A 1,030-nucleotide genomic window follows, 5' to 3' on the forward strand; every position below is an offset into this window, starting at 1 on the left:
CCAATTCCGCAGTCTGGCGGTGGATGTCAAAGCATGCTTCCACATGAGCCCGCGCCTGGGCGCCCATGCGGTGACGCAGATCACGGTCTTGCAACAACGTCTCCATATGGGCGGCGAGCGCCTCGGGCTCGCGCTCGGGAGCCAGCAGCCCCGTCCGTCCGTCGATGACGACCTCCGGAATGCCGCCAACGCGGGAACCAACCACCGGAATGCCGGTGGCGGCCGCTTCCAGCAGGACCATCCCCAGCCCCTCCACCCGCCCGGTGGCGGTGTACACGCTGGGCAGCATCAGCATCGCCGCCCGGCGCATGTGGGGCAACACCTCGGCATGCGGCCGGGCGCCATGGAACCGCACCCGCTCCCCCAACCCCAGCGACCCCGCCAGCTTCTGCAGCGATGCGCGCAGGGGGCCGTCGCCGATGATGTCCAGCCGGACCGCCGGGTGCCTGTCCGCCAGCAGGGCGAAGGCGCGGATCAGGTATTCCGTGCCCTTCATCTCCACCAGCCGGGCGACATGCAGGATGGTCGGCGTCTCCTCCGCCGGGTCGCGGGGTTGGACCGCCTGGCTGTCCACGCCGATGTAATGCACCCGCGTCCGCTCCGCCGGGAAGCCCATGGCCAGCACCCGCTCCCGGATGAAGGCGGAGACGCAGAGGAACAGGTCCCCCTGCCGCGCCAGCTGTCCCCGGAACAGGGGATAGTTCAACCAGGCGGGAGACAGCAGGAACGCCGCGGTGGACAAGGTGGCGTCGAAGCCGTGGAAGGTGGTGACCAGTGGAATGCCCAGGCGCCGCGCCAGCGGCAGGGCATAGACTCCGTCCACCCCGAAATGCGCGTGGATCAGGGCCGGCCGCCGGCCGGCGAGCAATCGCTGATAGGGCGCCGGGTCGCGCGTCAGCATCTGCCAGCCGATGCGGGGCAGCGTGAAACGCGGCCAAAGCGACTGCAGCGCCAGCGACTCCACCCGGCCGGGCCGCCCCGAAACGCAGCGGCCCCAATGGAAAGCGCATGCCGCCGCAGGTGCCCGGCC

General features: G+C 70.7%; 1 protein-coding gene. It reads right to left on the bottom strand.

What is annotated here, in order from left to right; genetic code table 11:
* Positions 1-964: glycosyltransferase (locus I55_RS31440; RefSeq protein WP_049974692.1), on the bottom strand; the 964-nt coding region annotated here is incomplete at its 3' end.
* Positions 965-1,030: the final 66 nt, after the last annotated feature.

It is taken from the genome of Azospirillum sp. B4 (genome assembly GCF_000333275.1).
GTDB lineage: Bacteria > Pseudomonadota > Alphaproteobacteria > Azospirillales > Azospirillaceae > Nitrospirillum.